At 53.7% G+C, this 26,724-nt stretch carries 25 protein-coding genes; 7 read left to right on the plus strand and 18 right to left on the minus strand.

Annotated elements, in window-relative coordinates; genetic code table 11:
* Window positions 1–113: 113 nt before the first annotated feature.
* Window positions 114–1,136 carry a transcriptional regulator FtrA gene (ftrA, locus tag AC6CHM_RS05060; RefSeq protein WP_354343925.1) on the minus strand — a complete coding sequence of 341 codons (1,023 nt, stop codon included), beginning with the start codon at window positions 1,134–1,136 and terminating at the stop codon, window positions 114–116.
* A gap of 67 nt (window positions 1,137–1,203) precedes the next feature.
* On the opposite strand from ftrA, the gene AC6CHM_RS05065 reads away from it, so the two are divergent.
* On the plus strand, window positions 1,204–1,626 hold the full coding sequence (locus tag AC6CHM_RS05065; protein WP_498172254.1) for a rhodanese-like domain-containing protein: 423 nt from the start codon (window positions 1,204–1,206) through the stop codon (window positions 1,624–1,626).
* A gap of 203 nt (window positions 1,627–1,829) precedes the next feature.
* Here AC6CHM_RS05065 and AC6CHM_RS05070 read toward each other — a convergent pair whose 3' ends face one another.
* The 4 genes from AC6CHM_RS05070 to AC6CHM_RS05085 all read right to left on the minus strand — a co-directional run bounded on the left by AC6CHM_RS05070 (window position 1,830) and on the right by AC6CHM_RS05085 (window position 5,615).
* Window positions 1,830–2,414 (minus strand): ABC-type transport auxiliary lipoprotein family protein, encoded by a 585-nt coding sequence (locus tag AC6CHM_RS05070; protein ID WP_370878830.1) that lies wholly within the window; start codon window positions 2,412–2,414, stop codon window positions 1,830–1,832.
* 61 nt (window positions 2,415–2,475) lie between these two features.
* Complete coding sequence (locus tag AC6CHM_RS05075) at window positions 2,476–3,468, minus strand: MlaD family protein (RefSeq protein WP_115052760.1); 993 nt, start codon at window positions 3,466–3,468, stop codon at window positions 2,476–2,478.
* Window positions 3,469–3,515: 47 nt separating this feature from the next.
* Window positions 3,516–4,394 (minus strand): ABC transporter ATP-binding protein, encoded by an 879-nt coding sequence (locus AC6CHM_RS05080; protein WP_336439900.1) that lies wholly within the window; start codon window positions 4,392–4,394, stop codon window positions 3,516–3,518.
* Window positions 4,395–4,439: 45 nt separating this feature from the next.
* The gene (locus AC6CHM_RS05085; RefSeq protein ID WP_115052758.1) at window positions 4,440–5,615 is read right to left on the minus strand and encodes an ABC transporter permease; all 1,176 of its coding nucleotides are present in this window, start codon (window positions 5,613–5,615) and stop codon (window positions 4,440–4,442) included.
* Between the two features lie 59 nt (window positions 5,616–5,674).
* Here AC6CHM_RS05085 and dgcA point away from each other — a divergent pair, with 59 nt between their 5' ends.
* Window positions 5,675–6,658 carry an N-acetyl-D-Glu racemase DgcA gene (dgcA, locus tag AC6CHM_RS05090; protein WP_498172257.1) on the plus strand — a complete coding sequence of 328 codons (984 nt, stop codon included), beginning with the start codon at window positions 5,675–5,677 and terminating at the stop codon, window positions 6,656–6,658.
* 10 nt (window positions 6,659–6,668) lie between these two features.
* On the opposite strand, the gene AC6CHM_RS05095 is transcribed toward dgcA, so the two are convergent.
* From AC6CHM_RS05095 to AC6CHM_RS05105, 3 genes are all read right to left on the minus strand, one after another.
* The gene (locus AC6CHM_RS05095) at window positions 6,669–7,871 is read right to left on the minus strand and encodes an MFS transporter (RefSeq protein ID WP_115052756.1); all 1,203 of its coding nucleotides are present in this window, start codon (window positions 7,869–7,871) and stop codon (window positions 6,669–6,671) included.
* A gap of 163 nt (window positions 7,872–8,034) precedes the next feature.
* The gene (locus tag AC6CHM_RS05100; protein WP_498172258.1) at window positions 8,035–9,108 is read right to left on the minus strand and encodes a glycosyltransferase family 4 protein; all 1,074 of its coding nucleotides are present in this window, start codon (window positions 9,106–9,108) and stop codon (window positions 8,035–8,037) included.
* Window positions 9,098–9,919, minus strand: a complete 822-nt coding sequence (locus AC6CHM_RS05105) for a UDP-2,3-diacylglucosamine diphosphatase (RefSeq protein WP_115053272.1) — start codon at window positions 9,917–9,919, stop codon at window positions 9,098–9,100. The genes AC6CHM_RS05100 and AC6CHM_RS05105 overlap by 11 nt, the downstream gene beginning before the upstream one ends.
* 195 nt (window positions 9,920–10,114) lie before the next feature.
* Here AC6CHM_RS05105 and AC6CHM_RS05110 point away from each other — a divergent pair, with 195 nt between their 5' ends.
* Entirely contained in the window at window positions 10,115–12,412 is a 2,298-nt protein-coding gene (locus tag AC6CHM_RS05110) for an NADP-dependent malic enzyme (protein ID WP_440805964.1), read from the plus strand.
* A gap of 67 nt (window positions 12,413–12,479) precedes the next feature.
* Window positions 12,480–13,529, plus strand: a complete 1,050-nt coding sequence (locus AC6CHM_RS05115) for a DUF2865 domain-containing protein (RefSeq protein WP_498172260.1) — start codon at window positions 12,480–12,482, stop codon at window positions 13,527–13,529.
* Here AC6CHM_RS05115 and gltX read toward each other — a convergent pair.
* From gltX to AC6CHM_RS05155, 8 genes are all read right to left on the minus strand, one after another.
* Window positions 13,447–14,820, minus strand: coding sequence for a glutamate--tRNA ligase (gene gltX / locus AC6CHM_RS05120; RefSeq protein WP_498172261.1), 1,374 nt, complete (start codon window positions 14,818–14,820; stop codon window positions 13,447–13,449). The two genes, AC6CHM_RS05115 and gltX, sit on opposite strands and share 83 nt — an antisense overlap.
* Before the next feature lie 66 nt (window positions 14,821–14,886).
* Window positions 14,887–16,701, minus strand: a complete 1,815-nt coding sequence (locus AC6CHM_RS05125) for an ABC transporter ATP-binding protein (RefSeq protein WP_307285716.1) — start codon at window positions 16,699–16,701, stop codon at window positions 14,887–14,889.
* Window positions 16,702–17,061: 360 nt separating this feature from the next.
* The gene (locus AC6CHM_RS05130) at window positions 17,062–18,735 is read right to left on the minus strand and encodes an NAD+ synthase (RefSeq protein ID WP_498172263.1); all 1,674 of its coding nucleotides are present in this window, start codon (window positions 18,733–18,735) and stop codon (window positions 17,062–17,064) included.
* Window positions 18,736–18,787: 52 nt separating this feature from the next.
* Entirely contained in the window at window positions 18,788–19,138 is a 351-nt protein-coding gene (locus AC6CHM_RS05135; RefSeq protein WP_115052749.1) for a diacylglycerol kinase, read from the minus strand.
* A 97-nt stretch (window positions 19,139–19,235) separates the two neighbouring features.
* Entirely contained in the window at window positions 19,236–19,670 is a 435-nt protein-coding gene (locus AC6CHM_RS05140) for a GFA family protein (protein ID WP_498172265.1), read from the minus strand.
* Window positions 19,671–19,730: 60 nt separating this feature from the next.
* Window positions 19,731–20,906, minus strand: a complete 1,176-nt coding sequence (gene nhaA / locus AC6CHM_RS05145; protein WP_354343933.1) for a Na+/H+ antiporter NhaA — start codon at window positions 20,904–20,906, stop codon at window positions 19,731–19,733.
* Window positions 20,907–21,002: 96 nt separating this feature from the next.
* Window positions 21,003–21,434, minus strand: coding sequence for a GFA family protein (locus AC6CHM_RS05150; protein ID WP_498172267.1), 432 nt, complete (start codon window positions 21,432–21,434; stop codon window positions 21,003–21,005).
* A gap of 80 nt (window positions 21,435–21,514) precedes the next feature.
* A complete protein-coding gene (locus AC6CHM_RS05155) occupies window positions 21,515–22,894 on the minus strand; it encodes a class II 3-deoxy-7-phosphoheptulonate synthase (protein ID WP_115053270.1) in 1,380 nt (459 codons plus the stop codon).
* Between the two features lie 196 nt (window positions 22,895–23,090).
* Here AC6CHM_RS05155 and AC6CHM_RS05160 point away from each other — a divergent pair, with 196 nt between their 5' ends.
* The 3 genes from AC6CHM_RS05160 (at window position 23,091) to AC6CHM_RS05170 (ending at window position 24,617) form a co-directional block, all read left to right on the plus strand.
* A complete protein-coding gene (locus AC6CHM_RS05160; protein WP_498172268.1) occupies window positions 23,091–23,972 on the plus strand; it encodes an alpha/beta hydrolase family protein in 882 nt (293 codons plus the stop codon).
* An 86-nt stretch (window positions 23,973–24,058) separates the two neighbouring features.
* Window positions 24,059–24,316 (plus strand): BrnT family toxin, encoded by a 258-nt coding sequence (locus AC6CHM_RS05165; protein ID WP_498172270.1) that lies wholly within the window; start codon window positions 24,059–24,061, stop codon window positions 24,314–24,316.
* On the plus strand, window positions 24,300–24,617 hold the full coding sequence (locus AC6CHM_RS05170; protein WP_498172271.1) for a BrnA antitoxin family protein: 318 nt from the start codon (window positions 24,300–24,302) through the stop codon (window positions 24,615–24,617). The genes AC6CHM_RS05165 and AC6CHM_RS05170 overlap by 17 nt, the downstream gene beginning before the upstream one ends.
* A gap of 12 nt (window positions 24,618–24,629) precedes the next feature.
* On the opposite strand, the gene gor is transcribed toward AC6CHM_RS05170, so the two are convergent.
* Together gor and AC6CHM_RS05180 are read right to left on the minus strand one after the other, a co-directional pair.
* Window positions 24,630–26,021 (minus strand): glutathione-disulfide reductase, encoded by a 1,392-nt coding sequence (gene gor / locus AC6CHM_RS05175; protein ID WP_498172273.1) that lies wholly within the window; start codon window positions 26,019–26,021, stop codon window positions 24,630–24,632.
* A 114-nt stretch (window positions 26,022–26,135) separates the two neighbouring features.
* Window positions 26,136–26,681 (minus strand): DUF2059 domain-containing protein, encoded by a 546-nt coding sequence (locus AC6CHM_RS05180; protein ID WP_336439888.1) that lies wholly within the window; start codon window positions 26,679–26,681, stop codon window positions 26,136–26,138.
* Between the last annotated feature and the right edge of the window lie 43 nt (window positions 26,682–26,724).

Genomic DNA, 26,724 nt, shown 5'->3' on the forward strand with positions numbered 1-26,724 from the left:
GATTAATTGCCAAACTTGCAGGATATAACGCCCTGCAAATAGCAATCTTCCTCATGGTGAGCCTCGTCGAACCACGCACAAGTCAAATGCAGCTAATCTGGATGATACAACACTCAAGCCCCTTCCAGCTCTGACACCTTCCCGAACATATCCCTGTAGGCTGTGGGCGTGGTGGCCAATTGCTGGCGGAAGTGATGCCGCAGCGTAGCGGCAGTGCCAAAACCCGTGTGCAAGGCAATCGTCTCAATAGAAAGCGGAGAGTTTTCCAAAAGATCGCGTGCTTTACCCAACCGCTCGGATAATAGCCATTTGGCAGGCGTCGTACCAGTTGCAGCTTCAAAGCGGCGCAGGAAGGTACGTGTACTCATACCCGCAGCTTTAGAGAGGCTGGCAATCGAAAAATCCTTATGAATATTGTTCCGCATCGTTTCCAGCAGCGGAGAAAGCCTCACTCCCTCATGCGCTGTGGGGACTGCTTGTTCGACAAATTGAGCCTGACCGCCATCGCGGTGGGGAGCCACAACAAGGCGCCGCGCAACCTTATTGGCGGCCTCGGTACCAAAATCGCGGCGAATAAGGTGCAGGCAAAGGTCGATACCCGCCGCACTGCCAGCTGAGGTCAGAATATTGCCTTCGTCCACATAAAGCACATTCGGCGCAAACTCGATGTCCGGATAACGCTCGGTCAACAGATCGGCGTAGCGCCAATGGGTCGTTGCGCGCCGTCCCGATAAAAGGCCAGCGGCGGCAAGCACAAAGACGCCCGAGCAGATTGAAAGAATGCGCGCGCCCTTGGCATGGGCCTTTTGCAGAGCCTGTACCAACGGCTCCGGGACAGAATGTTCAACGCCGCGCCAGCCCGGCATGATAATCGTTCCAGCCTGCTCAAACAGATCAAGGCCGCCATCGGCAAGCACGCGCACGCCGCCTGTGGCGCGTAGCTCGCCCATTTCAATGCTGGCGACAGCAAATTTATACCAGTCATCGCCCATTTCCGGCCTTGGTAGCCCGAACATCTCGACCACGACACCGAATTCGAAAGTGCAAAGACCGTCATAAGCAACGGCGACCACAAGCGGATTATCAAGACGGGGCGGATTTGAGGCGTTTGACATGATATTGACGATATATGGCATTCTTGCCAACTACCAGCAATTTATCACCTGTTCTACTTCTTGCTCATCCAACACGAGGAGAGACAGAATGAGCTACGTAACCGAGATTGCCCCGGCCCCAGCCGATCAGGTCATTGATCATTTTTCCAGGCGTCTATCGCTGGAAACCGACTGCGCCGACGTGGCACACGCGCTGAAGGATGGACCCGACTTCACCCTTTTGCATGTTGTAGGAACAAGCGCTGCCTATGAGCGTCGCCATATTCCCACTGCAATCCACCTGAACCACCGAGATATTTCAGCCGAACGCATGGCTGAATGGCCTCTGGATACGATTTTTGTCGTCTATTGCGCCGGACCCCATTGCAATGGTGCAGACCAGGCTGCGCTTAAGCTGGCGCGTCTTGGGCGGCCTGTGAAAATCATGATCGGTGGAATAACCGGTTGGGCCGACGAAGAATTGCCGTTTGCAACTGGACCGGAAGCTGGCAGCTTTAAGCAAGCAGCTTGATCACTCATCTCATCGAGTTGCTGAAACTGGCACCAATTTACTGCGTGGTTCGACAAGCTCACCATGAGGAAGGTTCATGGGTTGCATGAACAAGATCACCGACATTAAAGGCTAGCTTTGCAGATCACTAATCTTCCTCATGGTGAGCCCCGTCGAACCACGCATTGAATGGAATGCCAAATAGCCGGTATTGAGCTTACGCTCTAAATAACCGAAAGGGTCCAGGTGACGATATCGCTGGTGGCAGTGTCGAAGGCGCTATCAAGCGCGGCAATATAGGATGCGTTGCCTGCGCCCCTTACGGGAGATGTCGAACGGAAGACCTTTGTCGCACGCACGGTGCCATTCTTGTCATTCAGTATCTTTACGGCAATCTCAACAACGGCCGTTTCACTGCCGGAAGCATCAATGTTGAAAGTGCGAATATTGCTGATCACCTGATAATCGATGGCAAGGCCATCGCCCGGGCGACCAACACCGCCAAGCCGTCCAGTGCTTTCAAATGCCTGTGCGAGGCGAGACTGCACAATATTGGGCAGACGATCCGCCCACTGCGCACCTTTCAAAAAGGAAATTGAATTGGGACCGGAACGAACAACGACATTTTCACCGTCGAGCGCTTTCAATGCGGACGGGGCAGCGATCAATATCTGACGGCCCTGCTTCCTTGACGAGGTGACTTCCGGCGATGGGCTGGAAAGATCAAATGTATCGAGCTTCTTGGAACTGGCACAGGCCGACAAGGACAAGGCGATAACCAACGCTGCAATTACTGTCTTCGATTTCACCACTTAACCAATCCCACGCGTAACAGTTCATTAACTTTCATGCGATGCGAATCCATCAAAGTCAACGGCGCGTCCGTCCGTCATATTCAGGAACATTGCCGCTACCGCCGAAAATCACCCGCTGCGGGTTTTTCTCAAGATCTGTAATAGCGCGCTCGATGCGTTGAACCGACTGCCGGCTCTCATTGACAAGAGACTGCACGTCACGCAATCCCTGCCCTGAAAAGCGGTTGAGATTGTCGGTGATTGGTCCAAGTCTCGCATTCAGATTGTCTGCTACGGAACGATAGGATTGCAGCGTCTGACGGGCTTCGCGTACAACGCTGCCATCCTCGTCGGAAAGCTGTTTGTCCAGTTTGGCCAATACGCCGTCCACACGCGTTGACGCATTATTCAGTTTTTCCATCATCTGCCGTGCTTCAGCCACGACAGCCTGAACATCTTCAGCACTGCGGCTGAACTTTTCGATGACATCGGAATTCTTTGCAAGCGCATCGGTAAACTGCTTGGTATTGTTGACCGTATCGACCAAAGGCCCCTTCACTTCCGTGATAAAGCTCTCAATCGATCCCACCGCGCCATCGACGCGTTCAAGGATGGTTTGGGCCTTTTGCAGAAGGTTGTTCACGACAGACGGATCGGCATCAATGCGGGCAATGGAGTCTTCCTTTGCCGCTTCCACAAGCAGCATCGGTTCATATAGCTTTCCGCCCTTCAACTCGATAAAGGCCTGGCCGGTCAGACCAGCAAAGCCCAGCGTGGCTTGGGTGGAACGCGTAATAGGTGTTGTTGCATCGACTTCCGCCTGCGCAATCACAGCATCAGGATTATTGTCGTCAATTTTCAAGCGCCGGATTGTACCAACCTTGATACCGTTGAACAGCACCTGACTGCCGTCAGCCAAACCTGTTACCGAGCCGAGAATACGGATTTCCAAAGTTGCAGTCTCGGTTTTGTCACCATAACGCGCAATCCAGTAAACAAATCCGAAGGCCAGCATGCAGACAGCAAGCGTGAAAATACCGACCAGAACATAATTGGCTTTTGTTTCCATGAATTACTCTGCTCGACCCTGTTGTTCCGCTAGTGGTCTGATAAAATTCACTCCACTAGCCTGTTCTGCGGTGGTACATTTGGCGTTGGCGCAGCTTCACTACGCGGCGAACGCCGCCTGTTATCGCCATTGGATACAATTTGACGAGCACGCTTTCCACGGAAATATTCTTTCACCCACGGATCGTCAAACGCCAACATATCCTCAATGGTTCCTTCGATCAGAACCTTCTTATTGCCCAATACAGCGATTCGGTCACATACAGCGAACAGACTGTCGAGGTCATGGGTGACCATGTAGACGGTAAGCCCCATCGTATCGCGCAGATCGGCAATCAATTCGTCGAAGTCAGCGGCACCAATAGGATCAAGACCTGATGTCGGCTCATCGAGGAAGACGATTTCGGGATCAAGCGACAGGGCGCGGGCCAAGGCCGCACGCTTGATCATTCCGCCTGAAAGCTCCGATGGAAACTTTTCTGCGGTATCGGGCTTGAGTCCCACGAGTTCGATCTTGAGCCGAGCTAGCTCATCCATAAGCTTTTGAGGAATATCGAGATATTCACGCATCGGCACCTGAATGTTTTCAAGCACGGTCAAGGACGAAAACAGCGCCCCATGCTGGAAAAGCACCCCCATACGCATATCGACAGCGAGTTTGTCCTGCTCGCTCGCCTCGTCAATATCGTGACCGAAAATGCTGATCTTGCCCTTTTGCTTCTGGTTGAGGCCCAGAATCGTCCGCATGAGAACAGACTTACCCGTTCCTGACGCTCCGACGAAACCAAGGATTTCGCCGCGATAAACATCAAGATCAAGATTGTTGAGCACAGTCGAACGACCGAAGGAGACACTGACATCTTTCACAGAAAGGATGACGTCGTCAGCCTTTGTGTGCGTGCTCTGGTTACTTTCTTTCGGATTCATGCGCCTCGATCTACTTTAAGCAGGCTTCTGCCTGGGGCTTCAGTTTTAAAAATTGATGGACGCGTAGAAGATGGCGAAAATGCCATCGACCACAATGACGACGAAAATCGATTTGACCACAGATGCTGTAACCCGTTGTCCCAAAGATTCAGCGCTGCCACCAACCTTCATGCCTTCAACCGAAGCCATCACCCCGATGATCATGGCCATGAAAGGCGCTTTGATCAGACCAGCAAGGTAGCTGGAAAGATCGACCGCATCGCGCAAACGCTGGATAAAGGCATCCGGCGGAATTCCAGAATAGGCCCATGTGATGACCATGGCGCCGCCCAATGCCGCGAAATCCGCAATAATTGTCAGCAATGGCAGCGAGATCACCAATGCAACGAGACGCGGGAAAACCAGAACACCGACGGGATTGAGACCAATAACAGTCAGTGCATCGGTTTCTTCGCGCATTTTCATTGAGCCGATTTCGGCGGTGATCGCGCTACCCGAGCGGCCTGCAATCATGATTGCCGTCAAAAGCACACCGATTTCACGCAGCACCAAAATGCCAACAAGATCGACAACGAATATTTCGGCACCGAAGTAGCGCAACTGGAAAGCGCCCTGCTGCGCGATAATTGCACCAATAATGGTCGACATAAGCACAACCACCGGCACCGCGCCGATGCCCATACTGTCTATTTGATGAATAATTGCCGCCGGGCGAATACTGCTTCTGCTGCTGCCCTTCATCTGCGCGCCGCGAACGGTTGCGCCGAGAATGTGCATCGCCTTGATGAAATCATCGCCAAAGGCATAGACCATGCGACCAATCGATTCAAAGAATCGCGTTATCAAGGACGGGCGGTCAATATGAATGACTTCCGGAGGAGCAGCCGCAATATCGCCAACGGCCTCAAACAGAGCACCCCAGCTTTCGGACTGTCCTTCAATGGAAACTGTTTTGCCGGATTTTTCCAGCGCGGTGCGCAGACGCTCTACCAGCCAGGTTCCGGCAGTATCCAGCAATTCCACGCCGGACAGATCAATAACGGCGCTAGAAAACCCGTTATCAACTTCGATATCGCGCATGGTTTCGTCCACGCGGCGAACATTGCGTGTGGTCCATGCCCCTGTAAGTGTAACTGTAGCGCGATCCCCGTCCTTGTTGAACTCAACATGCGGAGGCGCGGCAGTAGAAGCACTTGAATTGTTTGCTCTATCGGTCAACATCAACAACACACATATCGAGTCTCCCGACCGATGTCACTGGAACAATTAAGGCGCAGATTATGATAATTAGCTTGGATATAGCGGTAGAACGATGGCCCATTGCCGGAACGTTTACGATCTCCCGTGGTTCCAAGACTGAAGCCGCAATTGTCGTGTGCTCGTTAAGTGACGGCGTGCACAGCGGGCGCGGTGAATGCGTGCCCTATGCGCGATATGGTGAGAGCATCGACTCGGTTTGTGCCGAGATTGAAGGTCTGCGCGATGCTTTGAGCAAGGGCGCGACACGCAACGATCTGCCGGGGCTCATTCATGCAGGCGCGGCACGCAACGCCGTAGATTGCGCCTTGTGGGATCTCGAAGCCAAGCGCCAAGGCACAAGCGTGACCTCTCTACTGGGCCTGCCAGAATTGCACGATTTGACCACCGCCGTGACTGTTTCGTTCGGTGATGCTGCAACAATGGCAAAGGCAGCGAGCGGCTTTGCCGACAGACCCTTGATCAAGGTCAAGGTTGGCGGCGAAAATGATGCAGAGCGGATAAGAGCCGTAGCACTGGCCGCGCCATCAAGCCGCATTATCATTGACGCGAATGAAGGCTGGACCAATGCCAATATTCTGGAAAACATGCTTGCCTGCGCGCGGGCCGGTATTGCGCTGATCGAGCAGCCACTGCCCGCCGGAAATGATGCCATCCTCGCTGAAATTCCGCACCCTGTGCCCATTTGTGCCGACGAAAGCGCTCACGGCACGGATGATCTGCACAAATTGCTGGGGCGCTATGACAGCATCAATATCAAGCTGGACAAGACCGGCGGACTAACCGAAGCGCTGCGCATGCATAATCGCGCACGCGAACTTGGCTTTGGGATCATGGTCGGTTGCATGGTTGGCACATCCCTGGCCATGGCTCCGGCTGTTATAGTGGCTCAAGATGCCGATTTTGTCGATCTGGACGGTCCCTTGATCCTCAAGCAGGACCGGACGCCGGGACTCGAATTTAACGGAAGCCGGGTTTCGCCGCCTAAATCGGAATTATGGGGCTAGACCAAATTTTCTAGGTCTCGCGTTGCTCAAGCCTCAGAGACACAACGGCGAGGAACAGACCGATAGCTGCGAGGGCAACCATGGCGTAAAAGCCGTAAATGCCGGTGGCCGAGTAGAGCGGCCCTGACGCCATCGTGGCAATGGCCAATGACGTGCCGATGAAAAAGGTTGAAAGCCCCTGCGCCGTGCCGCCGCGCTCTTCGGGAATGGTAAGGACGATCATTTTTTGCATGCCGAGAAATGACAGGGCAAATGAGAAGCAGTGCAGGCACTGGACGACCAGAAAACCAGCAACGCCAAGTCCGGCGGGTTCGATCAAAGGAAAGGCGGCCCATCGGAACATTGCCACGGCAGACCCGATCATCAGCACCTTGGCGGGATGGAGATTGCCGAATATGCGGCGGAAACAGGTGAACATGATCACTTCCGCAACGACAGAGATCGACCAGAATGCCCCGATTACGGTTTCTTCTATGCCGATCGACTTCCAGTAAATCGCCGAGAAACTGTAGCCATAGGCGTGGCTAGCCTGTGTGATGCCTGTCGCGATGAGAAATGTTACAAAGGCCGGACGGCGCAGCGCCCTGCCCGCATTTGCTATGTCGACATCGGAAAGTGGGGAAAGCCTGCGTGGTTTGCCAATTCTGGGTACGATAAAGCTCATGCCGCATGCCAGCACCAGCGCGCCGAGCAAAGCCCAAGGGATAATGTGCTCGCCCAAACGCTGGATGAAGATGCCCGCCACAAACGAAGTGAGCAGGAAAGAAATTGAGCCCCAAACCCGCATCTTGGCAAAATCGGCGCCGTAACGGCGAACGCCCGAAAGGGCAATCGTATCTGCAACTGGTACCTGTGAAGTCCATGGCGGCGAAAGCAGCAACGACACAGCGAGAATACCGACAAAGCCGAAGGGTACGAAGTAGAACGCCGCGACGGCTACCGCCAATATAGTGCACAAGGTCAGAATATGCGCCCGGTCGTTGGAGCGGTCTGCCAGCATCGAAACCAGAGGTGCCGCGATGACCCGGACGAAAAGGGGCATCGACAATACGATGGAAATTTCTGTCGGAGTCAGCGACCGATATTCAAGCCAGAGCGGAAAATAGGGCAGATGCAACCCGTTCGACATGAAAATAGCGAAATAGGTCAACGCAATCCGCAACTCAAAGCGAGACGGTTTCCCTTGGCTTAAATCCGCAACGGCGGCTGTCATTCGGTGGGACTTTCGGAAAAATACGAAGCTGTTCAGGCAGAATCACAACCATGCGTTGCCTTGAGCTTGGCCATTATCATGAAACTTAGCTGGTTCATAGAAATAGCGGTCGGCTCATGCGCATAATTCATTGCGTTTTTTGGAATTGTATAGATTGAGTACCCTACCGCACAGAAATAGTCTGCCCAGATTTGACCGTATGACCGGGCACTTCGCGCGAAACGCCGATCCTCGTCAGGATACTTTCAAAAATATCGGCGCAGGCTTCCCAGCTAAATCCCTGCAACGTTGCCTCGGGGTCGACGCGGCACATCGCAAGAGCAGCCAGAGCCGCCTCTCCCAAATCCTCGGAGAGAACCCCAGCGCCGGTTGCGTTGATGACATCCTTAGATCCAGGCACAGGATAGGCGGCGACCGGCAAGCCGGAGGCTATAGCCTCAAGCAGGACCAGCCCGAACGTATCGGTGCGGCTTGGAAAAACGAAGACATCAGCACCGGCATATAAGCGCGCCAGCACCTCACCTTCATGCTTGCCGGCAAAGACGGCCTTTGGATATTTGCGTTTCAGATTTTCGAGGTCGGGACCATTACCGACGATCAGCTTCGTGCCCGGCAAATCCAGCGACAGGAAAGCTTCGAGATTCTTCTCGATAGCGACCCGCCCCACACAGATGAAAACCGGTCGTTGCAAGTGCAGATCAACGTCTGGTTGCGGCCGGAACAATTCCCGGTCTACGCCCCGCGTCCACACCTTCAGGGTTTCAAATCCCCGCACAATCAGCTCATCATGGATTGACTGCGTTGGTACAAGACAGGATTCAGCAGCATTGTGGAAGCGCCGCAGCCAGCCATAGGACCATGACAGCGGGACCGGCAAGCGCTTGCGCAGATATTCAGGAAAACGGGTATGAAAGCTTGTGGTAAAACGCCAGTTATTCTTGATGCACGTGCGGCGCGCCATCATGCCCAGCGGACCTTCCGTCGCGATATGGACATAGGCCGGTTGTATGGCCTCAATCCGTGCCTTGACCGCCGATGGCAGTGTCAACGCAAGCCGGATTTCCGGATAGGTCGGGCAAGGCACAGAATGATAGTCGGCCGGGGAGATGATCGTCACCTCAAAGCCCCGCGCCTCCATCTGCTCGCGTACTTTCGTCAGGGTTCGCACGACACCATTGACCTGCGGATGCCAGGCATCCGAAACAATGACGAGCCGTTTAATCTCGTCACGCTGCATTCGCCGCCTTTGGTCGTTTATCGGCAATCTGGATCACTGGCGCGAAGCCTGCATGCTCGCTGATGAGATGTGTCCAGGATAGAAGTTCCATCCTTCCGTCAAAATGTTCCACGATGGCCGTACAGCTTTCCACCCAGTCGCCCGTGTTGATATATTCGATACCGTCTATCTGTTCGATGGTCGCATGGTGAATGTGTCCACAGATAACACCATCGGCACCGATACGCCGCGCCTCGTCGGAAACAACTGTCTGGAACGAACCGATGAAATTGACCGCTTTCTTGACGCGGAATTTGGCCCATGCGGAGAAGGACCAATAGCGCAGACCAAGACGGCGACGCACCTTGTTCATCACGGTATTGATAGCAAGCGCTGCATCATAGGCCCAGTCACCCAGATAGGCGATGTGGCGGGCATTGCGCACAACCACATCGAACTGGTCGCCATGAATCACCAGAAACTTACGGCCATCAGCCGTTTCGTGCATCAGGCGGTCGGTGACTTCAATGCCGCCGAAATGCGTGCCCTGGAAGTCACGCAGAAATTCATCGTGATTGCCGGCGACATAATGAATTGTCGCACCTTTGCGGCTTTTGCGCAGGAGCTTTTGCACAATATCATTATGTTCCTGCGGCCAGTGCCATGACCGGCGAAGACGCCAACCATCGACAATATCACCGACGAGATAGATGGTTTCGGCATCATGGTGCTTCAAAAAGTCCAGCAAAAAGCTAGCCTTAGCGCCTTTTGAGCCAAGATGGATATCGGACAGAAACAGCGTGCGGAACTTTTTAGGCTCGGCCTCGACCATGATGCGGATCTCCGTATCGCGCTGACGCAAACGCGTCTTCTGCGCGACACAAACCCGATTCATGTCACAGTCTTATGACGGCAAGGAAAAATGCAGATTTGAACGATAAAGACTTGTATCAAATCTATGTTCATTTATGCCTCAAGATAGATATCCGACGACGACCCAGACCGATACTCCGGAAGGAAGCAATTCATGGCCCAGGACAATACGCCCGGCAATTCAGAACTTGATGAAAGCGCGCTGTTTTATCACCGCTTTCCCACGCCGGGTAAGCTGGAAATTCAGGCGACAAAGCCGCTTGGCAACCAGCGTGATCTTGCCCTTGCCTATTCTCCCGGCGTTGCCGCGCCCTGCCTTGCCATTCACGCCAACCCGTCTACCGCTGCCGATTACACAAGCCGCGCCAATCTGGTTGCCGTTATTTCCAACGGCACCGCAGTGCTTGGCCTTGGCAATATCGGACCGCTGGCCTCCAAACCAGTGATGGAGGGCAAGGCCGTCCTGTTCAAGAAATTTGCGAATATCGACGTATTCGACATTGAGATTGACGCGCAGGAAATCAACAAGATTGTTGACGTTGTTGCTGCCTTGGAACCCACTTTCGGCGGCATAAACCTCGAAGATATCAAAGCACCGGAATGTTTCGAAGTTGAAGAGCAGCTTCGTGAGAAGATGAATATTCCGGTATTTCATGATGATCAGCACGGCACGGCGATCATTGTCGCCGCTGCGATCATCAACGGCATGGAGCTTGCCGGCAAAGATCTTTCCAAGGTCAAAATCGTGGCTTCCGGTGCCGGTGCCGCAGCGCTTGCCTGCCTCAATCTTCTCGTCAAGCTTGGTGCGGACCGCAAGAATATCTGGGTCTGCGATCTGGATGGTGTGGTCTATGAGGGCCGTAACACGCTGATGGACCGTTGGAAGTCTGTCTATGTGCAAAAGACCGATGCGCGCGTTCTTGCCGACGTTATCGGTGGTGCTGATGTGTTTCTTGGTCTGTCGGCAGCGGGCGTGTTGAAACCTGAACTTCTCAAGCAGATGGCACCCAATCCGTTGATTATGGCGCTTGCCAATCCAAATCCGGAAATCATGCCCGAAGTGGCCCGCGCAGCACGTGCTGATGCCATGATCTGCACGGGCCGTTCGGACTTCCCAAATCAGGTCAACAACGTTCTTTGCTTCCCCTATATTTTCCGTGGCGCGCTCGACTGCGGCGCAAGTGCGATCAACGAAGAAATGAAAATGGCGGCAGTTCAGGCCATCGCGGCCCTTGCCCGCGAAGAACCATCGGATGTTGCAGCCCGCGCCTATTCTGGCGAAACACCGACATTCGGCCCCAACTACCTGATTCCTTCGCCGTTCGATCCGCGTCTTATTCTGCGCATTGCGCCAGCGGTGGCAAAGGCAGCGATGGAAACTGGCGTTGCTGAACGTCCCATTGAAGATTTCGACGCTTATCTCGACCGGCTGAACCGCTTCGTGTTCCGCTCCGGCCTTATCATGAAGCCAATCTTCACTGCGGCAAAAACCGCCGAGAAGAAGCGCGTCATCTATGCGGATGGTGAGGATGAGCGCGTATTGCGCGCAGCTCAGGTGGTGCTGGAAGAAGGTATCGCCATTCCAACACTTATCGGTCGTCCCCAGGTTATCGAAACACGCCTTCAACGCTACGGCTTGAAAATCAAGATTGGACAGGATTTCGATATTATCGATCCGGAAGACGATCCCCGCTATCGCGACTATGTTGATCTGCTCGTTAGCCTGACAGGGCGACGCGGCACGACTCCGGAGGTTGCTCGCACAATGGTTCGCGCCAGCGGCACCGTTATTGCAGCGCTTGCCATCGTGCGTGGCGAAGCCGATGCCATGATCTGTGGTCTTGAAGGTCGCTTTGAGCGGCACTTGCGCAATGTCGAGCTCATTATCGGCAAGTCAGAAGGCATCCGTAATTTCTCCGCTCTCAGCCTGCTCATCTCACAGCGCGGCGTGCTTTTCCTGACCGATACCTATGTGAATATCGATCCAACTGCGGAAGAGATCGCGGAAAAAACCGTCCTTGCTGCGAACGAAATCCGACGCTTTGGCATTGAGCCTAAAGCTGCCTTGCTCTCACATTCGAACTTTGGCTCACGCGATTCTGAAAGCGCAGCAAAAATGCGCAACGCTTCAGAAATCCTGCGCGTAAAGGCTCCGGAACTTGAGCAGGACGGCGAAATGCACGGCGATAGCGCGCTTTCACAAATTCTGCGGGAGCGCGTACTGCCCCATTCCCGCTTGACGGACGAGGCAAATCTCTTGGTTTTCCCCAATCTTGATGCAGCCAATATCACGCTAAATGTCGTCAAGTCGGTAACAGATGCCCTGCATGTCGGCCCGATCCTGCTGGGTGCTGCCAAGCCCGCGCATATTCTGACGCCTTCAGTGACATCGCGCGGTATTGTCAACATGACGGCGCTGGCAGTTGTGGAAGCTTCACAGCGGATTGAGTAAAACTTTCGTCTTATTGCTGCCGCATCAACATGGATGGTTTCGCCTATACTCCAAGAAGAGACCATCCATGCTCCGGACATCTTTTATCATCGTTGCCGCATTTGGCGCTGTACTGGCTGCGACTGGTTTCTCCCATGCGCAAAGCGATACATGCGTGCGCATGCAAGAGCGTCTCGACAGGCTGAACAGTGATCCAACGTTGGATGATTACGAGTTCAATCTGCGCCGGGATCGTATCGAGGCGGCGCTGGATGCCAATAATTGCCCTGTAAACAATTATCAGTATCGCGATCTGCCGCGGCTGGATGAGGAAGAGCCGGGATCCTACGAGATTTATGGAGGCCGCGCACCGCAACCTGTAGGGCCTGGATCAATCCCGGTCCCCATCGAAGGCGGTCAATACCAGACTATGTGCGTTCGCACGTGTGACGGTTATTATTTTCCGCTGACCTATGAAACCGGAGCGGAGAATTTTGCGCGCGATCAGGCGCAATGCCAGGCACAATGCCCCGGCGCGCAATTGTTCTTCAAGCCAACAGGCGAAGAGCGGCCGGAAGCCATGATTTCTCTGGGTGGTCAGGCTTACCGGGATATGCCGAATGCTTTTAAATTTCGCAAGGCTGGCGCTAATGCCACGCCGCAATGCACATGCCAGAAAACAGCCGGCAATTTTTCGACCATGGGTAATCCGCGTGAACTGGCGAAACAACCGCCAAAACCAGCTTCGCCGCCAGTCGCGCGGCCCGCACCACAAACTCCGCCGATTGCGCCAGCGCATCCGCAACAGCCAACAGTGACAAAGCAGGAGCCGCTTCCCGCTGCGACACCGCCCGCAAATCCGGCATTGACGGAACCTGTAAAGCCCAATGAACAACCGCCGGTTCAGACCAAGATTGAACCTTCGACCCCTCCAACAAAGCCAGTTGAAAAGCCATCATCCATCATTGAATTGGGCAAGCCCGCAGCGGCGCCCAACGAAGCGCCACTGCCCAAACCGTTGAGCGTGGACAAGCCAATCGATCCGAACCGCAAGGTCAGGGTCGTCGGGCCAACGTTCCTTCCCGACCAAGGAGGGGCAAAAGATCCGCAAGCTCAGGACCGGAAGATCGCCCCGTAAGCGCAATACGCAAAGGCATGAACAATCCTTTGCCTTTACGCCCGCTCTGTACCTTCACAGCATTGGTCCATGATTTCCAAGTCTCATGGTTCCAAGGCTCGGATGGCAGAACATCGAAAGCAGCGCGCACGAAGTCGCGATCCTCATCGGCCAGAGGCTCGTCGCTCGAAGGGCCATTTTTGACAATTGCCCACCACTGCGCGGCATCGGATACGAAAGTAAGATTGCTGCGCACAGCCAGCCAGAACGCCTCTGCATCATCACCTTGAATGCCAAGAGCAGCAAGCCTGTCTTTGGCATCGCTAAAGGGCATGGCGTGGATCAGCGCTCGGTTGAGCGCGTCCAGATCAGCAGGGTCAAACTTCGAGGATGATTTCGACGTGGAAGCCGGATCGAATATCGCCGCCAGCGCTTCCATATCGGGCATTGCAACAACATTTTCTGAAGTACCCGTGAGCACGGCAAGGCTTGCAACCGCCATGGGTTCATAGCCGGCGCGGCGCAGACTGCCCACCGACAAAGCGCCTGTCCGTTTGGAAAGTCCCTCGCCCGTGGCCGTTGTCAACAGATTGTGATGGCCGAGCTGCGGTGACTTTGCGCCCATCGCCTCAAAAATGGAAATCTGCACACCGCTATTGGTAACATGATCATCACCGCGAATAATATGCGTGATGTTCATGTCGATATCGTCGACAACAGAGGTGAATGTATAAAGATAGGTACCATCTTCACGGATCAGCACCGGATCGGACAGCGATGCCAGGTCGACAGTTTCCGGCCCGCGCACCAGATCGTCCCAATGCACTTCTGTACGTACCGGGGCGAAAGGGTCGTCCTTGAAATTCGGAAGAAGGAAACGCCAATGCGGGCGCTTTCCTTCCGCCTCAAGCTTGGCTTTGTCTTCGTCCGACAGCTTCAGCGCGTCGCGGCCATAGACTGGCGGCAGACGTCGCGCGAGCCGCAGCTTGCGTTTCAAATCAAGTTCTTCGGCAGTTTCATAGCAGGGATACAGAAGACCAGCGGCCTTCAATCTTTCGGCTGCTGCCGCGTATTCAGCAAACCGCTTCGACTGATATTCGACGCGAAAAGGTTTGATACCCAGCCATTCGACATCTTCGGCAATGGCTTCGACATATTCGGTCTTGGAGCGCTCGACGTCCGTATCGTCGAAACGCAGGACCATTTGTCCGCCATTTTTCAGCGCAAACAGCCAGTTGAACAAGGCAGTGCGTGTATTGCCAATATGGATATAGCCCGTAGGCGATGGTGCAAAACGTACGATTGGGGTCATGATCGGGGCATATCGGATGCGGCGATGAATGGCAATATGGGCCGCGTTTTCACGCGGCCCATATTGTTAGCTGTCCTGAAGCATGAGGCCCTTGGTCAGTTCCATCGCCTGCAATTCGAACAGACCGCGATAGATACCGCCCTTGAGCCCGATCAGCGCTTCATGGTTACCCTCTTCTGCGATGCGGCCATGGTCGAAAACCAGAAGCCGGTCGAGAGAGCGCACGGTCGACAGACGGTGAGCGATCACCAAAGTCGTCCGGCCAAGCATCAGCCGTTCCATTGCCTGCTGGATCAGCATTTCCGATTCTGAATCGAGACTGGAAGTAGCCTCGTCCAGAATAAGAACCGGTGCATCCGCAAGGAAAGCACGGGCAATGGCAACACGCTGGCGCTCACCACCGGAAAGCTTCACACCGCGCTCGCCAACGAGCGTGCTGTAGCCTTTCGGCAGATTGGTGATGAACTCATGCGCACTTGCCTGTCGCGCAGCTTCCTCCACCTCGGCCTGCGTTGCTCCCGGCCTTGCATAGGCAATGTTTTCCGCCAGCGTCCGGTGAAACAGGATCGGCTCCTGCTGCACGATGGCAATTTGCTGGCGTAACGACGCCTGTCTGACATCGGCAATGTCCTGACCGTCGATACGGATCTGACCGGACTGCACATCATGCAGACGCTGGATCAGCTTGACGAATGTGGATTTGCCCGAGCCCGAATGCCCGACCAGACCAACCCGCTCGCCTGCCCGGATCGTTACCGAAAACCGGTCATAGAGCGGCAGTCTGTGCGCGCCATAATGGAACGTCACATTGTCGAACTCGATCTTGCCATTGGTGATCTGTATCGGCTTTGCGCCGGGTCGATCATCAATGCCGAGTGGTTGACTCTGAATATCAACCAGCTCTTCCATGTCATTGACAGAACGCTGCAAATTGCGAATGTCCATGCCAACTTCGCGCAAATAGCCCTGCAAGATGAAGAACGAGGTGAGCACGAAGGTAATGTCACCCGCACTTGCATGGCCTTTGGACCATAGAAGCAAGGCGGAGCCAATCATTGAAGCTCTCAATACAAGAAGCATCGAGCCCTGTGTTGTGCCGTTGATCGTTCCGCGCCGCCAGGTACGCGCCGTACGGTCACGCCATTTTGCAACGACCTTGGCAAGACGTGCATCTTCGCGCGCCTCAGCACCAAAGCCTTTGACAACCATATTGCAGCTAACCGCATCGGCCAATGCACCGCCAAGCTTTGTGTCCCAACGATTGGCAAGACTTGCCATTGGAGCAACAAAGCCAAGTGACATCAGCACTGTAACGACAACGAACAGCAGTGAACCAAGACCGACAATGATGCCCATGACAGGCCAATACCAGGCCATAAGCACTGTCGAGCCGATAAGCATGATGATGGACGGAAACAGCGCCAACAACAGCGTATCGTTCAACAGATCAAGCGCCCACATGCCCCGCGTGACCTTGCGAACCGTAGAGCCGGCAAAGCTATTGGCATGCCAGTCGGTCGAGAAACGCTGAATACGGTAGAAGGCATTTGCAGCAATATCGGACATCATTTTCAATGTCAGCTTGACCACCGTCAAGAAAATGATGTGCCGCAAGACAATCGCCCCGAACGACAGGGCAATGAGCGTTGAAAAGGCTGCTATTGCAGCATTCCATGCCAGTTCATCCTGCGGACTGCCTTTGACGATGGCGTCAACGAGCCGCCCCGAATAAAGCGGGGTCAACACATCGGCCAATGTCGACAGCAACACTGCGACAAGCGTTAGCGACAGGCGCAAAGGTTGTGCCTGCCAATGTTTCCAGGTGAATCCGAGAACGCTGCGGAAAGCTCCGCCCCGGATGGCGAGTCGAAAAAAAGCCATGACAATTGTCCGGTACATAAGCACCGGCCTCAATAGGAATTGTAGAAGAAAGATGCCGCGAGTAGGAAAGTGAATCAGTACGGCATTGTGGTCTGGCGACTTGACCGAATACGGACAAGGCCAATGTCGGCGATGAGTTCTTGACTTGTGAAGCCAATAGAAAAGCCAGAAGGCTTTTCGCCGTCACATATCAGAAACTGGCGCCGCCCCGTGGGGACATGATGAAAGCTGCCATTCTTAAACCTCCCGGTCGAAATTGCCGGAGATTGGCTTATAGATGAATCGCTTTGCGTCGCCAAGCGCCTATTTTTTGGGCAAATGGCTTTGATTGGCTGGTGCGGCCAGATTGCAACAGTTCGCTTACTGCCTGTCACGGAACCTGTTGGTGATCGGATAACGGCGGTCACGACCGAAATTTTTCTTCGTGACCTTCACACCCGGAGCCGACTGGCGACGCTTATATTCGGCAATGTAGAGCAGATGCTCGATACGCTCGACCGTGGCCCGCTCGTGCCCGCGCGCAACGATTTCATCCACCCCCATCTCATTTTCGACCAGGCATTCGAGGATGTCATCGAGAACCGGATAAGGCGGCAAAGAATCCTGGTCCGTCTGGTTTTCGCGCAGCTCCGCCGAGGGCGCTTTGCTGATGATATTGACGGGGATCACTTCTCCTGAGGGGCCAAGACCACCGGCAGGCACATTCTTGTTGCGCCATTCGGACATGGAATAGACCTGCATTTTGTACAGATCTTTAATGGGATTATAGCCGCCATTCATGTCGCCATAAAGCGTGGCATAACCGACGGACATTTCTGACTTGTTGCCGGTCGTCACAACCATGGAGCCAAACTTATTGGAAATAGCCATCAAGATTGTACCGCGGGCGCGGCTTTGCAGATTTTCTTCAGTAATTCCTTCCTTGGTACCTTCGAATGTTGGCCCCAACGCCCTGAGAAAACCTTCCACCGGCTCGAAGATCGGCACTATGTCGTAGCGGCAACCGAGCAATCTTGCGCAATCCTCGGCGTCTTTCAGCGAATCCTTGGATGTGTAGGTGTAGGGCATCATAACAGCGCGAAGCCGCTCTTCACCCAGCGCATCAACGGCCAGAGCGGCGCAGATCGCTGAATCGATACCGCCGGAAAGTCCCAGCACCACGTCCTTGAAGCCATTCTTGTTGACGTAATCGCGCAGGCCGAGCATGCAGGCGCGGTAGTTCGCCTCCTCCCCCTCCGGGATACGTGACATCGGGCCTTCGCCACAGCTCCAGCCATCTTTGCCACGACGCCATGTGGTGACAATCAGCTGTTCCTCAAATTGCGACATTTGGAACGCGAGATTCTTGTCGGCATTGAAGGCAAATGAAGCGCCGTCAAAAATCAAATCATCCTGCCCGCCAAGCTGGTTTGCAAAAATCAGCGGCAGTCCGGTTTCAATGACCTGACGCAATGCCACCTGATGGCGCACATCGACCTTACCGCGATAGTAGGGAGAGCCATTCGGCACGCAAAGTATTTCCGCGCCGCTTTCGGCCAGCGTTTCGCAAACGCCCAGCTCGCCCCATATATCTTCACAAATCGGTATGCCGATGCGGATGCCCCTGAAATTGACGGGACCTGGCATCGGCCCCGGCTGGAACACACGCTTCTCGTCGAATTCGCCATAGTTTGGCAGATCAACTTTGAAACGCTCGGCAATAACCTTACCGTCATCCAGAACCATGACAGAATTGTGCAGACCTGTTTCGCGCCGCAGCGGCACACCAATAATGACACCTGGACCACCATCACCGGTATCCTCGGCAAAATGCTGAACTGCCTTCTCGCAAGCTGCGATAAAGGCCTTTTTCAGCACCAGATCCTCTGGCGGGTAGCCGGAAATGAACAGTTCCGTGAACAGCACAAGATTAGCGCCCTGCCGCGCAGCATCGGCTCTGGCTTCGCGCGCTTTGGCAAGATTGCCCTTGATGTCACCCAGAACCGGATTGAGTTGGGCAATGGCGATACGGAGAATATCAGGATTTTTGCTCATTATGAACATATATCGTTTCGTTGATGGAAAAACAATGTTGCCATGAAGCGTATCACAGGAAAAATACGTGCCAGAGCAAATAGAGCCAGACGATGGCAACAAGGATAACCGAGATCAGCACCGCGAGCGAACCGCAATCTTTAGCGATCTGGATTTCCTTGTGAAAGTCGCGCGAAACTGCATCGCAAGCCGCCTCAATGCCCGTGTTTAAAACTTCCACCATAATCAGGAAGAGCAACGAGCCGGTTAGAAGCAGGAAAACGAGTACAGAGGGGGCTATAAAAGCGGCAATGGGAATGGACAGGAAAAACAGGACGAGTTCCTGTTGCACTGCCTTTTCATGCGCGGCAAGATGCTTGAGTGCCCGCATAGAATTGATAAATGCCATAACAAGCCGGTGCATGCCCTGCCCCTGAATATTCTAGAGAATTTCAGTTAAACGGAATCGCGGAAATATTCCAGATCGCCGAATAACGTGACAAGCGCAATGTGGCGATTCGTCAACCCGCATCAATGCTTTGGCGGGCCACTACAACACCGCTGCTGCTTTTTTCGTACTGCGGCAGGCCATCGGCAATTTCGTAGTAATCGCCTTTGTCAGCAACGAAAATATGGACTTCACCCTCAAGACTTGTGGGACTATCGAAGGCTCCAGCCATAACTGAGATGTAGTCAACCTCATTGTGCTTCCAGAACAGGACAGAGCCGCAATGTTTGCAGAAGCCGCGCCGGGCAAACTCACTGGCGGCATACCAACTGATATTTTCTTTTCCGGATATATTAATGCAGTCATCCTGCACGTTCGTCGCTGCGTAATGATGGCCGGACTGTTTACGGCATTGCGAGCAATGGCAATAGACTATGCCACGAAGGGGACCGCGCGTTTCAAAGTGCACTTTTCCGCAAAGGCACGAGCCTTTATGCAATTCCGTCATCAAATGGTCCTCCTTGCAGGACTGGAGAATAGCCGTGCGCAAGCCCGCCTGCTTTTACATTCACGCCTTGGCTGATCGTTTTGACGACAGCACCAGCAGGAGCGCACCAAGCAGAGCCGACAGCAAAGAGCCAAGCAGAACGCCGAGCTTCGTTTCATCCTGGAGCAAGGGCGAATTGGCGTAAGCGAGCAACCCGATAAACAGGCTCATCGTAAAGCCAATGCCGCAAAGGGTAGAGACGCCATACATTTGCATCCAATTTGCGCCGGCGGGACGCTCAGCCAGCCGCATTTTGATGGCAAGCCATGCAAAGGAAAACACGCCAAGCTGTTTGCCTACAAACAGGCCGGCTGCAACACCAAGCGGCACCGGATCGGCCAGATTGGAGAGCGAGACGCCGCTGAACGAAACACCTGCGTTAGCAAATCCGAATATCGGCACAATTGCAAAAGCGACCCATGGCTGGATGGCATGCTCAAGCTTGAGAAGCGGCGAATCTGCCTCGCCCTTTTCCCCTTTCATGGGGATAGTCAAAGCAAGAAGCACACCTGCAATCGTCGCATGAATGCCGGATTTGAAAACCAGTATCCAGAGAATTACACCAAGCACGACATAGGCCCAGAGCCTGACCATGCCCATGAAATTTATCGCCATAAGGAGAGCAAAAACGACGGCGACACCGGCGAGGGCCGGTATGTTCAAGCCTTGCGAATAAAACAGCGCGATAATGATGACCGCACCCAGATCATCGATAATGGCAAGCGCCGTCAGAAATACTTTCAACGACATTGGAACGCGTGACCCGAGCAGCGAAAGCACGCCGAGCGAGAAAGCAATGTCTGTGGCCGATGGTATAGCCCAGCCCCGGATGGTATCGCCTTCATTGAAGGCAACGAAAATCAGAGCTGGAACGACCATCCCGCCAACGGCAGCAAAGCCGGGAAGTGCTCGCCGCGACCAGTTTGACAATTGTCCGCTGATCATCTCACGTTTGATCTCAAGGCCGACCAGCAGGAAAAACACTGCCATCAGCGCGTCATTTACCCAATGCAGGACGCTTAATCCGCCAACATACCGATGAAGCAAATCAAAATATGTCTGACTGAGCGGAGAATTGGCGATGATCAACGCCAGCGCAGCAACCACCATGAGAATGATGCCGCCAGCGGCCTCGCTTGCCATGAATGAACGGAAGGATGCTGACAGACGGACTCGGCGGGGCGTTTTCGTGTTCATCCCGCTTTGATAGTATTCGAAGTAAGAAAACTCCACCCCAAAGTGGTTTGTAATGACATGATTGTGAGAATAGAGTTTTCTGCGTCTATAAGGACGTCACTGTCGCGGATAGAACCTCAAAATTCCGGCTAGTTCCGAACTTGCATCCTTTCCCCTGTCGGAAGGATGACTGGTGCCGTCATTTACAGGCAGTTCTTCAAAATCAAAGGGGCTGATACCCTCAAGACATGCAGCATTAACGCCGTATTCCTGTGGATTTGAGCGGCGCTGATGATGCGTATAGATCCCGCATTTTGAACAGAAATAATGCTTGGCTGTATTCGTATTGAATTGATAAAGTGTCAGCGCGTCTTCGCCTTGCAATATTGTGATGTCACTAATATTGGCGCTCACGGCAACCGCACCACGCATCCGACAATAGGAGCAGGTGCATCTGCGAGCACTGTGCAAGCCATTCTTCAGTCGCACATGGAACCGAACAGTGCCGCAATGGCAGGCGCCATCGATTTCGTTGATATTCTTGTCCATGGCACCTCCTGCGCTGTACCTTACCCCTAAAACAATAATGGCGGCCACGTAGGCCGCCATTAAATTTTAAGTTAGCTTGATCAGCCGTTTGCAGCCATTTTCTGTGGCTGGCTGTCACGTTCCTTCTTGAGAAGCTCGGCAACCAGAAAAGCAAGCTCCAAAGCCTGATCGGCATTAAGGCGCGGATCACAATGGGTGTGGTAGCGATCCTGCAGATCTTCAGCAGAGATAGCGCGCGCCCCCCCCGTGCACTCCGTCACATTATTGCCTGTCATCTCAATGTGGATGCCGCCTGGATATGTTCCCTCGGCATGATGAACTGCAAAAAAGCCCTCAACCTCCTTAAGGATGCGGTCGAATGGACGTGTCTTGTAGCCATTGGCAGTGATGGTATTGCCATGCATCGGATCACAGGACCAGACAACATTGCGGCCTTCCTTTTGCACGGCGCGGATCAGCTTTGGCAAATGATCGCCAACCTTGTCGTGACCGAAACGGGCAATCAATGTCAGTCGCCCAGCCTCGTTTGCAGGATTGAGCAGATCAATCAGACGCAAAAGATCGTCGGGCTCCAAGCTTGGTCCGCACTTGAGGCCAAGCGGGTTCTTGATGCCACGGCAATATTCAATATGCGCGTGATCAGCCTGACGGGTACGATCGCCGATCCAGATCATGTGACCTGACGTGCCGTACCAATCGCCGGACGTGGAATCCACGCGAGTCAAAGCTTCTTCATAGCCAAGCAGCAGCGCTTCATGGCTTGTGTAGAAGTCTGTCTCACGCAGTTGCGCGTTTGTTTCAGCAGTAATGCCAACAGCGCGCATGAAGTCGACCGTATCGGCGATACGGCGTGCAAGCATGCCATAGCGCTCGCCTTGCGGACTGTCGGCCACGAAGCCAAGCATCCACTGGTTGACGTTCTCCAGATTGGCATAGCCGCCTTGCGCGAAGGCACGCAAAAGATTGAGCGTTGCTGCGGACTGACGGTATGCCATTTCCTGACGTGCGGGATCCGGAATACGCGATTGCTCGGTGAACTCGGTGCCATTGATGATATCACCGCGATAGATTGGCAGTTCAATGCCGTTCTTTGTTTCCGTGTCCGAAGAACGCGGCTTGGCGAACTGGCCCGCAATACGGCCAACCTTGACGATGGGCTGCGAGGCACCGAAGGTCAGAACAACTGCCATTTGCAGGAACACGCGGAAAAAGTCGCGAATATTGTCGGCGCCGTGTTCGGCGAAGCTTTCGGCGCAATCACCACCCTGCAGCAGGAAGCTTTCACCACGCGAGACAGCGGCGAGCTGCTTCTTCAGCTTGCGTGCCTCACCTGCAAAAACCAGCGGTGGATATGTCCGAAGACGGGCCTCGACATCGCTCAGAGCCTGAGCGTCCGGATAAAAAGGCACCTGCTTGATCGGTTTGCCTCTCCAGGAAGTCGGTGTCCAGTTCTTGGTCATTATTGCACCTGTTACTTGCTTTCCACTTTGGTAGCGTTTGTTTGAATTTTTCCGGTCATGCCGGAAGGCGCTCATATAGTCCAATTACGCCTGTGATACCAGTCCCGTTAACAATTACCCCGCTCATCTCTTTTGGTCATTGTGAGAAGCGCCTATCTATATTACCTTAACGTAAAAGTAAGTGTGGGAGGCTGCGATGCAGGAGATTGCTTTTAAGGCTGAAGATGGGTTTCCCTTGCGCGGCACTCTGTTCAGCGGGCCGGGGCAACAGCCAGCGGTTCTGATCTCTTCTGCCGCCGCGGTTCCTGACAGTTTTTATCGGCATTTTGCCAACAGATTGCTTGAGCTCGGCGCTTCTCATGTACTCACTTACGATTATCGCGGAGTAGCGAAATCACAAGTTCCCAAAGGCTGGAAGCCCCGCCTCCACATGAAGGATTGGGCAGTTCTGGACATGCCTGCGGCGCTGGACGAGCTGAAGAATGCATCCGGTAACAAACCAATTGTCGGTATTGGCCATTCCTTTGGCGGGGTCGCGCTCGGCCTATGCAACCGTTCAGTTGATTTTGAGCGATATACCACCCTCGCCTCGCTGTCGGGTTACTATCGCAACACTGCCGAGCCCATTGCCGTCTTTGCCAGAATGAACCTCCTGGGCGTGCCGCTCACATATCCGCTTGGACGATTGCCCAAATGGAGCGGAATAGGCGAAGCCCTTCCCGGCAGCATTTTCCGTGACTGGGCGCGTTGGTGCCGCAATCGGAACTTCTTATTCGAAGACCCAAAAGTTCCTGAAGCACGGCATTTTTCAGCAGTGGAGATACCGGTTCTGGGCATTGGCATAAATGACGACCCTTGGGGAACGCCAAGGGCTGTTCGATTATTCCTCGAAAGGCTGGTGAATGCAGATGTTCACGAGCTTTGGTTATCACCGGAAAACCGCGCCGATCAGATCGGCCATCTTGGTTATTTCCGCAAAACCCGCGCTGAAACTCTCTGGCCAGACGTGATGGGCTGGTTGCTGAACGGGACGCTGCCCGCAAACGCCATAAAACGCGTTGGCGCTCGTGCAGCATAAGACCAAGGTCGTGCTTTAAACGGAGACAATATTCCTTACTATCGTTCCATTATTTTGATTTCTCTTATTTATTGTACGTACAATATATGATAATCATTTGGGACGAACCGAAGCGTTTAAAAAACCTGTTGAAGCATGAGCTCGACTTTGCCGACCTGGACATAGAATTCCTTGCTGAAGCACAGGTTGTATCGGCAAATCATCGTCGGCTAAAAGCGACGAGCCTATTCTATGGCCAGATCATCGCAGTTGTTTTTGTGGCTCTCGGTACCGAAGCGATATCGATAATATCAATGCGTCTGGCAAGTCGATTGGAGAGGAGAATATATGAACATTCCCAATAGGCGTGTGAGCCCCCTTAGCGACGAGGAAGAGGCAAAAATTCAGGCTGGCATTGCAAATGATCCAGATAATCCTGAGTGGACGGAGGAAGAACTGAAGAATGCGCGCCCATTTCGCGAAGTTTTCCCTGAATTGGCGAAAAAAATCGATGAGGAAATCGCCAAACGTGGCCGCCCGCTTTCTGCCACGACCAAACAGCCGGTAACGATACGTCTTGATCCTGACGTGATTGCCAAGTTCAAAGCGACCGGGAAGGGCTGGCAGTCCAGGATTAACGAAGTGCTCCGGCGAGCAAAAGTCTAATTTCCATCAAATTCAGTCGACGCGTTCGCCTTTGATAAGGCGATAGCTAGGCTTGTACATTGTAACAAGCTCCTCCGAAGCGGTCGGGTGAACCGCCATTGTCCGGTCAAAATCGTCTTTGGTGCAGCCCGCTTTGATCGGAATGCCCAAAAGCTGCGCCATTTCGCCAGCATCCGGCCCAAGGATATGGGCACCCACCACTTTGCGGCTCGCCGCATCGACAATGAGCTTGGTCAGCATCCTTTCTGTTGACCCCGAGAGCGTATTGCGCATCGGGCGGAACAAGGCCCTGTAGACTTCAACCTCGTCGAACTTCTTGGCGGCTTCCTCTTCCGAGAGACCCACCGTACCGATCTCGGGCTGCGAAAACACCGCCGTCGCGATATCATTGTGGTCAGGCTTGGTGGGATTATCCTTGAATGCCGTTTCAAGAAAACACATAGCTTCATGAATGGCCACCGGGGTTAGCTGTACGCGATTTGTTACATCGCCAACCGCCCAGATATTTCCAACAGTCGTGCGTGAATAGTCGTCAACCTTAATGGCGCCAATTTCATCGACTTCGACGCCGACCTGCTCCAGACCGAGCATTTTTGTGTTCGGCACACGCCCAATTGCCAACATGACCTGATCTGCAACAAGTTCGTCATCTGACGATAAATGCACGTCGAGGCGACCGTCAGTATTACGCTTGACCTCTTTCAATATTTCGCCGCAGCGGATTTTTATGCCTTTGGCTTCCATCGCCTCGTGCAAAAGATGCCGCAGATCATGGTCGAACCGCGAAAGTATCTCCTTGCCACGATAGACAAGGGTGACGTCGACACCCAGGCCGTGGAAGATATTTGCAAACTCGACAGCTATATAACCCCCACCGGCGATTATAATGGCCTTCGGCAGCTGTTCCAGATGAAATGCCTCGTTGGAGCTTATGCAAAACTCGTAGCCCGGCAATGCGGCATGCGGGTTTGGGTGCCCACCAACAGCGATCAATATCTGATCAGCCGTAATGCGCTTACCGGTTTTGAGGATTTCAATTGTGTGAGCGTCGATCAGCACTGCTCGGCTGTCAAATATCTCGACATGCGAATTATCCAGCCCCTTGCGATACAGCCCTTCCAGCCGCGCAATCTCACGATCCTTGTTGGCAATCAGCGTGGCCCAGTCAAAGCTGACAGGTCCAACCGTCCAGCCATAACCAGCGGCTGCTTCAAAATGCTCTGGAAACTGCGAGGCATAAACAAACAGTTTTTTGGGAACGCAGCCGCGTATGACACAAGTTCCGCCCATGCGAAACTCTTCGGCAAGGCCGACCTTTTTGCCCATTGCGCCCGCAAGCCTGCCAGCGCGAACACCCCCGGACCCTCCCCCGATAACAAAAAGGTCGTAGTCATATGATGTCATGGGGGAGCACTCCGAATCTTTGCCTGAGCAACTATATGGGACTTATCCAAACGATTTAAAAGCACAAAGCCCGGCTTGAACCGGGCTTTGAAATCAAGTTACCGTAGAGTTAGCTCACGGCTTGGGGGCTTCCGGTGCTGCGGGAGCAGGCGATGTTGCCGCCGCTGCTGCAACAACCTTTTCGGCAACAGCCTGAGCCAGATCGCGGGCTATACCGCGCTGCCAGATGCCGGCGGCCTTCAGAACTTCACGCGTAACAATCGGGCCTTCCGAAAGGAGCTTTTTTCCAGCTGGAGAATTGTAAAACCCAGTGATGGCATTCAAGTCTTCTTCAGTGAAAGAAACAGCATATGCACGGGCTGCTTCGTTTTCGAGATCACCGCGACGCGAAGCCAAAACCAGAGCCTGTTCATCGACAGTGGTGCTGATGATCGATTCCAGGTTCGGGTCTTTCTGGATCAGCTCCGACTTCAGCTGCTGGGCAACCATTGGCAAAATTGTATCGAATTGATCGGTGGTCTTGATAGCCGTAACAGCGGCGCGTGCAGCAGCCAGATGTGATGGAGTGATCTCCTGCGCTTGTGCAGAATAAACACCGCTCAGCATGATTGCGATGGACAAGGGTGCAATCAAGCGGCGAAAGCCAGTTGCTCGGTTCATGAATTTATCGCTCCGTTTTTCGTTGTACGCGTCTCACCCGAAA

It is taken from the genome of Phyllobacterium sp. GQ127 (genome assembly GCF_059758635.1).